Annotated in this window: 1 protein-coding gene; it reads left to right on the top strand. The window is 42.4% G+C overall.

The genetic code is table 11. The features are described 5' to 3' along the window. The coding region (locus AC1DPQ_RS27065) for a SusC/RagA family TonB-linked outer membrane protein (RefSeq protein ID WP_477611469.1) at positions 1–1,613 on the top strand (1,613 nt) is incomplete at both ends.

The raw sequence follows: 1,613 nt of genomic DNA, 5'->3' as shown, positions 1-1,613 counted from the left end.
CTCATGGACTTATGCGGAACTAACCGGAGCAAGTGCCGATGTGGTAGCGAAGTATAAAAGCGGAGCCGATCCGGATAACTTTCCCAACGTTTCCCATTTAAAAGATCTGTTGAATACGGGTTCCGGATTTCAGCAGTATCATAATGCCAGTGTTTCTGGCGGTGAAGGCAATAACGTTTATTACCTGTCCGGAAGCTACCGTGATCATAATGGGTTAACGGCAGAAACCAACAACAAAAGATACGATATCCAGGCCAATATTGATACCCGTATCAAAGATAATCTGAATCTTAAAACCAGTATACTCGGTTTTTCTCAATTGCAAACCCAGCCGCAATCCAATTCAGCCGGAATAGGTGGGATAATTGGATTTTCGGTGCGTGAGCCCAATACCATTGCAGGATTGAAATCAGATGGCACCTACGGCCGTCAGGATTTCTTCGCCCCCGAAGCATGGCTCGCCAGTGAAGGTTTCAATAACTTACGTGCTAAAAACTTCTATGGCAATACCACACTCGCATGGGACATTATCCCGGGATTGAACTTAAGTGGAACTGCCGGTTATCACTATTACACGAGTGTAAATACCACCTACGTAGCAGATATAAACATTGATAAGACAACTTATGTGGGCCCAAATAGCTTGGGGATAGGTAATACCGATGGAAATGAAGTTACGCTCAATTTACTTTTAAAATATGTTAAAAGTTTTGGCAAAAACAACTTCTCCATCTTAGGTGGTTACCAGCAAGAGGCACACCGTGATAATTTTACAAGTGCCTATCGCGACAAGTTTCCGAACAACCTGTTGTATCAGCTCGACGCTGGCGCAACGACAAATATGCAAAACGCCGGATCTGCGAATGAATACGCTTTCAGGTCTTTCTTCGCCCGCTTTAACTACGATTACGGCGGCAAATATCTTTTTGAGGCCAATGTGCGCTATGACGGATCTTCAAGATTTGCACCTAAAAATAGATATGGGGTTTTCCCTGCGGTTTCTGCAGGCTGGAGACTTTCTGAAGAATCATTCATTAAGGATAATATTAGCTGGATCAATGAGCTGAAAATCAGGGCTTCCTATGGTTCATTGGGTAATGCCAATATTTCCAATTATCCATATCAATATAATATCAGCACCAATGTAAGGTATAATTTCGGAGGGGTAATTGCCCCTGGTGCTGCGGTGACTGCAGCTGCCAATCAGGATATCAAATGGGAAACAACAACCACTGCCAATCTTGGCCTTGATTTCACTTTGTTCAAGAATGCGCTTAGTGGTACAGTAGATATTTATGATAGGACAGCTAAAGATATTTTATACCAGGTTCCGGTATCTTCTACACTTGGCTTAAGCGCACCAACGCAGAATGCGGGTTCAATCCAAAATAGAGGTATTGAGGTTAGTTTAACCTACAATACCAAAATAGGTCAGGTGAACTTCGGTGTATCACCAAATTTCTCATATAATAATCAAAAGGTAATCAAAATAGCGGGCAATATTCAAAACGTAATCCCTAATTTCTTTTTGGGCCAACCATTAAACCCGATTTATGGATTTGTGGCCGATGGTCTTTTTGTTGATGCTGCGGATGTTGCAAGTTACCCAACAC

This window comes from Pedobacter sp. 01T416_2 (assembly GCF_056398925.1).
The sequence above is the reverse complement of the archived record's forward strand: the minus strand, read 5'-3'. Positions and strand labels throughout refer to the sequence as shown.